The organism is Trichocoleus sp. FACHB-591, from assembly GCF_014695845.1.
In the GTDB taxonomy this organism is placed as follows: domain Bacteria; phylum Cyanobacteriota; class Cyanobacteriia; order FACHB-46; family FACHB-46; genus Trichocoleus.
On sequence record NZ_JACJPA010000089.1, the window covers coordinates 23,171 to 29,385 of the forward strand.

A 6,215-nucleotide genomic window follows, 5' to 3' on the forward strand; every position below is an offset into this window, starting at 1 on the left:
ACACATAACCTTGAATCAAATCAGAAGCTGTAAGGCTGTCTGATGCGTGCAATACCTAGCGCGATCGCGCTAGGTATTGTCTACCCTCTACCGCTTCGGCAACTTCCGTATGAAACCTTAGTTGGGGTGCGTGTTACCTTCTCTAGAGAAAAATACACTACAACTGGTTATTGAGGTAAGCACACCGATGCGCTAAGACGTTTGGAACATGTTCCGGCTTCCATCGTGCCCCTGAAATTTTGAGCCACTGATCAATTTGTTTAACCGTTGATTCAACGGCCCCAGAACCAATCGAGCAAATGCCTTCTGCTTGCAAATAACCATAGTTGACAATGCGATGCCGATGCTTTCGCAAATACTGACAGAAACAGCCAGCTTGATGGTCTTGACAACCTTCAAACAACACCAAGGTCTCATCCATGTTTCCCTGCCACAAGAGGGAACGAGCCTGTGCTAAATGCTGGAATGACTTGTCAACTTTTTCTAGGTTCTCCATCAAGTGATACCAATCCAAAATTTCATGACGCTCGGTAGCTCCCCTCATCTGCTCAAACAAATTCCAAATGCCATCATGCCCGGCTCCTAAACAGGTCACAACCGGAGAGAAGAGTTGCTTAGTGAGCCACTCCAATAAAGCGCAATTGACATCGAGCCACCCTTGATGAACCTTCTCCGGTGACAGATGCACAGCTTTGTATTGTCTCCATCGTGGTTCTCCCCCGGGCTCCACGATTAATCGCACCGTTCCACCGTCAATACTAACTTCTTCCACCTGTTCCTCTAACAAGGGAGTTTCAAACGACTGACACTGTACCAATCGTTGTTGAGTTTTCGCACTCACCCGCATTCCAGTAAATAGTTCACTATCTTCAGCCGTACGTTGGTAAGATACATTCGCACTAACACGTAAACAACATCTCTCCAGCATCGGGCTAATTTGGCTACCTGCTCTGACCTGCAAGCGTTCAGCCTGTTCGCTCGTGATGCACAGGGTTCCTAAAATGCTCTTTGGTGTTCGGAGGTATCCTGCCGTTGTTGCAGTCATTGTTGCAATAAAAAAATACCCATTCACCAGCAAAACCAGTTCCTGAGTTTGCTGGTGAATGGTTTGCTCAATTCCTTCGAGTGTTTGCAACTTCTTGGCAGGGGTATTGCGATACAGAATCTGGGCAATGGTATCAATGCCTTGTTGCAGTTGCACTTGTTCTTCTGGAGTCATAAGACAGTTGAGACGATAGGCTTTCCTCTCAGCCTATTTTTTCTCTCAAGAAGGTGACACGCACCCAGTACTTCTGTTCGACTTTTACCTATTGATACTGTACTTTTAGCACTGATTGGAGAAGGAAAGACAAGGGGACAAACTGCAATACTCAAAGTTGAAGCTACCATCAATCAAAATATTGCTGCTGTCATACTTAACCACAAATTAATTTCACCTGAACATCTCTGGTACTGGTTTCAATATCAATACGCAACTACGAGAGAGGCAAGCAGTGGTTCAGGCCCTCAAGCTCCTACCTGCCAGCGAGTACGAGAAATTCCTTTTGTCCTTGTTCCACTACGGGAACAGAAAGAAATTGTTGCATGCATCGAAAATCTGCTCAGATCCATCGAAACTATCAAACAGCAGTTTTTAATAACATCAAATCAAATCGATTGCCTCAATCAATCTATTCTGGCTAAAGCCTTTCGCGGTGAACTAGTTGAGCAAGACCCCAACGATGAACCTGCATCCGTGTTACTTGAGCGCATCCGAGCCGAGCGTGAAAAAGCAGATAACGGTAAAAAGACCAAAGGCAAACGAGTGAAGCAACTCAAACTGGAGGTGTGAACGTTACATCCTCATAAATCAGCGCGATCGGGCAGGAGAAATCGAGGCTTTCTAGATAGACCTCCTCCCCCTCACCGTAAGGGTTCAACTCCCACTTGCCCGCTGCATTCAACCAGAAACACTCCACCTCTGCCGTTTCCGCATTGATCAGCACATACTCTCGCAGCGTTGAGATTCGGCGATATTGAGCAAACTTACCCCCTCGGTCATAGGCCTCCGTACTCGGCGACAACACCTCCACAATTAGCGACGGATACTGAATCAACCGCACTGCCGAGCGATCGCGCGTGTCCTGCGGACAGGCTACGCCAACATCGCAACTCACCATCACATCCGGGTAATAAAACGGCCCCTGAGCTTGAGCTTGCACCTTCACATCTGCCATAAACACCCGACAAGGCCCACCCCGCACATGTCCCCGCAACGCCGCAGCCAAATTCAGCGCGATCGTATTGTGCGCCACCGTCCTCCCAGTCATGGCAAACACTTCACCACCCACATACTCATACCGGAGTGGCTGTTGCGCCTCCCACTCCAAATACTCTTCTGGGGTAAAATACCGGGACTCTGGGCTAGCAATCATCTGCGATCGCTCCTGCAACTCAACCTCGTACCTCTCACTGTAACAGCGTCCACATGGCCGTTCTCATCCTTAACATCCGTAACGAAGTCGGCCAAGCCCTGACCTCCATCGAAGGCATTCCCTTTAGCATTGCCATCCAGCAAGGCAATAAGCTCGCCGTTCAGCAGACCGCTGACCTCACCTACGCCAGTGCCACACTGGTTGATGTCGCTCCGGGTCAGTACATTGCGATCGCCACTCATCCCCGAGTCGAACCGGTCGCCGCAGCCTTCCAATTCCAAGTCACCAGCGATGAAGACCTGATCCTGATTTTGTTCGTATACTTAGAGTCAGAACGGGTGTTGCTGAACATTGAAACCTTTGTAGAGCCCTGACCCATGCGAGTCCTTGATCCAAAATCCCTAATCGCTTACCGCTATCGAGTCCGCATGCTCAGCCGTGAAGTTTGTGAGCAAACCGACGCACGCATCCGCGTCAACATCGCCCAGCAATTAGCCAACGCCGCTACAGAGCTAGCCGTGTTAGAAGCTCAAGAACTCGCACGCCTCACCCCCACCGAACCCGCATAGAAGTGGCCAAAGAAGAACGTCCCCTATCCGGGCCAGAACTCGTCAAAGAAGTCTGTCGTCGCATTCGAGTTGCCAGAAGTTACTGGGATGCCCACAACAACGCTGCCTGCCGTCGAGAACGCGATCGCGCCTTAGCCCTGTACAACACCCTGACTCCGGAGCAAAAAGACCAAATCCCTCAAGTCCTGCGAGTTTGGCTCCGCTATCGCAGCGAAAAGTACTTCGGCGCTCACCGCACTCCACCCCAGAAGCAGCAGAAGAAGCGATCGGGCTAGCAGTCAGTTCAAAAACATCAGTTAATTGACTTTAAGGAAAATCAACTGCAAATCAGAAAGGAATGGCTGCTGTTTAAGTTGTCGTATTGGAGGATTTTTGGGTCACACTCAAACTGCTCATGCCGCCCAACTGGATTCTCTGATAAATCCCTTGAGTTGGAGCCAGCCAAACTTTGCCTGTTCCCCGAAAGGTTTGCAGCAAGCCTTCTCCACTAGTCAACGTTCCAAACAGACTCTTCGTTGACTTCTCTACTGTAAATTCGATGTTGCCCGTCCGCATCAAGGCAAAATTGCCATCCACTTTCAGTGTCTCATTGTTCAGTTGAACGCAGCGAACCTCATTAGCAGGCACAGGCAATTCAAACACACAAATACCATTGCCTTTCACCCTCGTTTGAAATAATCCCTCACCACCCAAGAACGCTGATGAGAGATTTTTCTGCATTGCAACCCCAACTTCCAGCGACCCGTCGGAGCAGAAAAATAACCCTTTATCGGCGATTAACTCCTCATTACGAAGTTGATAAATCAGAAAATGGCCAAATGATGGTTCTAGGTAAAGCTCGCCCGTTCCTCGGTAACGCGACTTAAACGCTGCTTCATTCGTCAACATTTTGTTGAGCATTGCTTTCCCTAGGCCAGCTACTCCCCCAGCCTTGTTGTCCATTTCCAAACGACCATGCATGTAGTGCAAGGCCCCAGCTTCGATTTGCACCTCATGATTCTGAAGCGTAACTTTCACTTGCTTAAGCTTTAGTCCAGCTTGGTTTGCAAAGAAAACTGTTTGTGCTGTAGAGGGATCGTGAGACCCGGACAAACTACGGTAGCCCAAGACTTCTACCTTAAAACCACCATGCACAGCAGAATCAAGAACCTCAATGACATCACCTGAGTTCTGAGAAGCTAATGAAGGCTTTAGTCCAGCTGCTCCATTAGCTATAGCGACTGACTGGTTTGTACGCGTTGCCCGTTCAAACAATCCACTCACCTTCGCAGCAGGCATCCACTCTCCTGGTTCCTGGCGTACCTCCGTTTCTGGCGCAATGAGACCCTGAGCGACTGCTTGCACCAAGTCGTTAGGAGAGAGCGGACCAACAACTTCTTGATCCAACTGCTTGTAATACCACAAGGCTGTCATTGTCCTTTTCCTTAATATTTGTTGGGTCTGTCAGCAAAGAATTTTGCTTAAAATGAGTACCTTAGCTCCTAAGAAACACACTCTTGAAGAATCGGTTGAGCAATGAGATCAAAGCCAAGTGCTTGAGCCTTCTTCTTGAGATGCTTGATGACCCGTTCTTGATGTTGGCGTTCGTATGCATTCATCCCAGGATCTGCATAGGTGCCACCTGAAGTCCAAAAATGATAGAAGATGCGAGCCAGCTTGTGGGCCGTCGCTGTAATTGCCTTAGGAGCACCTAAACGGGCTTGCAAGCGACGGTAAAAGGCACCCAGGGCTGAATGAGAACGAACCAAGGTCTGGGCTGCCATCCGGAGAGCTGTAGCCACCCGGTTCGCCACCTGACGAGTTTTAGAACTTTTAGACTTACCACCCGTAACGCGGCTCCCTGGGCACAGACCTAACCAAGAGACAAAATGCTTTGAGGTCGGGAAGCGAGAGGGGTCTAGCCCCAACTCTGACAGCAACGTCAGCACCGTGAGCACGCCAAAGCCATCGATTTGAGTAAAGTCTACCCCGCTGATGCGGTACAAGTGGGTGCGCAAATCGAAGTCAGGTGCATTGCCCGGTTGCTTCTTTCCCCGTCGCTTCGAGGGAAGAAGGGGAGTGGTAGAGACATCAACTCGGTCAGCAAACTGATTGAGACATTGCTCGATTTGAGCATCACAAGCCGCAATCTGTCCTTGAAAAACTTCGTAGAGGTGCAACTCTTGTTGCAGCACAAAGACGAGTTCTCGACGATAGTCTCCTTGAAGAGCTGCCGCGACCTCTTCGGTGCTGGCATGGGCTCGGAAGTCCTTGAGAGCTGCCAGTTTGTGCAAGTCTCGCTCACCCCCAACGATGGCCCGAATGATGGCAAGTCCCGTGGTACCGCTGATATCGCTAATCACCCGATGCAATTGCACATTCATCTGAATCAGGGCTTTTTGCATCCGCTGAATATGAGCACTGGCACTCTTGATCAAGCTATCTCGTTGCCGAATGTAGCTGCGTAGCACACAGACCTGGTCATTCGGACGGAATGAACCTGCTAGCAAGCCATAGCTGTGCAATTGTCGCAACCATTGGCAGTCTAGGACATCGCTTTTGCGACCAGGCACGGTTTTGACATGACGAGCGTTGACCAACTTGACCTCAAATCCTTGAGTCTCAAGCACTTGAAATACCGGAATCCAGTACACCCCGGTTGCTTCCATTGCTACTGTTTTGATCCCGCACTGCTGTAGCCAGTTTGCCATTGCATAGAGCTCAGCCGTAAAGCAGCCAAAGCGACGCACACACGGGGAGTCACGCTCTTCAGGGACACTTACCCAGTGGTGCTCCGCTCCCAGGTCGATGCTTGCTGCATCCGGGTTCATCACAGCGAACTCACGATTGGATTCACTCATACCCCACATCCTTATGGAACGCTAGCAAACCTGCCCTGACCTAAAGGGTACTGTACATACAATCTCCTAAACGGGATAGTGAGGGTCACTTCACCAATGTCTTCAGCACGACCCTCTAGAACCAGGCTCAGATACGGGTGCAATCACACCAGTGAAACAGCGGTCTTGACTGTCAGGACATTGTCTCAACTGTAGAACAATAAGGGATGACCGACCGTTATGTTTCTTCCATCCCTCACGAACGATATTCGTTCCTTAAAGGCTCAGATCTTGCACCTTGTAATCTGAACCTCCCACCCCTGCTGCTGTAACAGCATGCGCTTTTGCTCAACTTCCTGAAGCAACAGGGCAACAACCACCTCGCCTAGGCAGGCTCCGAGCACGGTTGTCGC

Annotated in this window: 8 protein-coding genes; 4 read left to right on the forward strand and 4 right to left on the reverse strand. The window is 49.8% G+C overall.

Annotated features, from left to right (window positions below; genetic code table 11):
- Positions 1 to 157: 157 nt before the first annotated feature.
- Complete coding sequence (locus H6F90_RS16395) at positions 158 to 1,219, reverse strand: ISKra4 family transposase (RefSeq protein WP_190553456.1); 1,062 nt, start codon at positions 1,217 to 1,219, stop codon at positions 158 to 160.
- Positions 1,220 to 1,309: 90 nt separating this feature from the next.
- On the opposite strand from H6F90_RS16395, the gene H6F90_RS31570 reads away from it, so the two are divergent.
- Positions 1,310 to 1,831, forward strand: coding sequence for a restriction endonuclease subunit S (locus H6F90_RS31570; RefSeq protein ID WP_190553464.1), 522 nt, complete (start codon positions 1,310 to 1,312; stop codon positions 1,829 to 1,831).
- Here H6F90_RS31570 and H6F90_RS16405 read toward each other — a convergent pair.
- On the reverse strand, positions 1,815 to 2,414 hold the full coding sequence (locus tag H6F90_RS16405) for a Uma2 family endonuclease (protein WP_190553457.1): 600 nt from the start codon (positions 2,412 to 2,414) through the stop codon (positions 1,815 to 1,817). The genes H6F90_RS31570 and H6F90_RS16405 overlap by 17 nt on opposite strands.
- A 53-nt stretch (positions 2,415 to 2,467) precedes the next feature.
- Here H6F90_RS16405 and H6F90_RS16410 point away from each other — a divergent pair, with 53 nt between their 5' ends.
- The 3 genes from H6F90_RS16410 to H6F90_RS16420 are packed head-to-tail and all read left to right on the forward strand — an operon-like array spanning position 2,468 to position 3,258.
- Positions 2,468 to 2,788: a hypothetical protein gene (locus H6F90_RS16410; protein ID WP_190553458.1), complete on the forward strand. Its 321-nt coding sequence runs from the start codon at positions 2,468 to 2,470 to the stop codon at positions 2,786 to 2,788.
- A gap of 3 nt (positions 2,789 to 2,791) precedes the next feature.
- On the forward strand, positions 2,792 to 2,983 hold the full coding sequence (locus tag H6F90_RS16415; protein WP_190553459.1) for a hypothetical protein: 192 nt from the start codon (positions 2,792 to 2,794) through the stop codon (positions 2,981 to 2,983).
- Between the two features lie 2 nt (positions 2,984 to 2,985).
- On the forward strand, positions 2,986 to 3,258 hold the full coding sequence (locus H6F90_RS16420) for a Precorrin-3B methylase (RefSeq protein WP_190553460.1): 273 nt from the start codon (positions 2,986 to 2,988) through the stop codon (positions 3,256 to 3,258).
- Between the two features lie 73 nt (positions 3,259 to 3,331).
- Here the strand turns inward: H6F90_RS16420 and H6F90_RS16425 are convergent, their stop codons facing one another.
- Positions 3,332 to 4,396 carry an AIM24 family protein gene (locus H6F90_RS16425; protein ID WP_190553461.1) on the reverse strand — a complete coding sequence of 355 codons (1,065 nt, stop codon included), beginning with the start codon at positions 4,394 to 4,396 and terminating at the stop codon, positions 3,332 to 3,334.
- A gap of 68 nt (positions 4,397 to 4,464) precedes the next feature.
- A complete protein-coding gene (locus tag H6F90_RS16430; RefSeq protein ID WP_190553462.1) occupies positions 4,465 to 5,823 on the reverse strand; it encodes an IS110 family transposase in 1,359 nt (452 codons plus the stop codon).
- Between the last annotated feature and the right edge of the window lie 392 nt (positions 5,824 to 6,215).

Bases quoted from the DNA above. Each gene is read 5' to 3' on its own strand.
- H6F90_RS16395 (WP_190553456.1), bottom strand. From the start codon at position 1,219: ATGACTCCAGAAGAACAAGTGCAACTGCAACAAGGCATTGATACCATT.
- H6F90_RS16405 (WP_190553457.1), bottom strand. From the start codon at position 2,414: ATGATTGCTAGCCCAGAGTCCCGGTATTTTACCCCAGAAGAGTATTTG.
- H6F90_RS16410 (WP_190553458.1), top strand. From the start codon at position 2,468: ATGGCCGTTCTCATCCTTAACATCCGTAACGAAGTCGGCCAAGCCCTG.
- H6F90_RS16415 (WP_190553459.1), top strand. From the start codon at position 2,792: ATGCGAGTCCTTGATCCAAAATCCCTAATCGCTTACCGCTATCGAGTC.
- H6F90_RS16425 (WP_190553461.1), bottom strand. From the start codon at position 4,396: ATGACAGCCTTGTGGTATTACAAGCAGTTGGATCAAGAAGTTGTTGGT.
- H6F90_RS16430 (WP_190553462.1), bottom strand. From the start codon at position 5,823: ATGAGTGAATCCAATCGTGAGTTCGCTGTGATGAACCCGGATGCAGCA.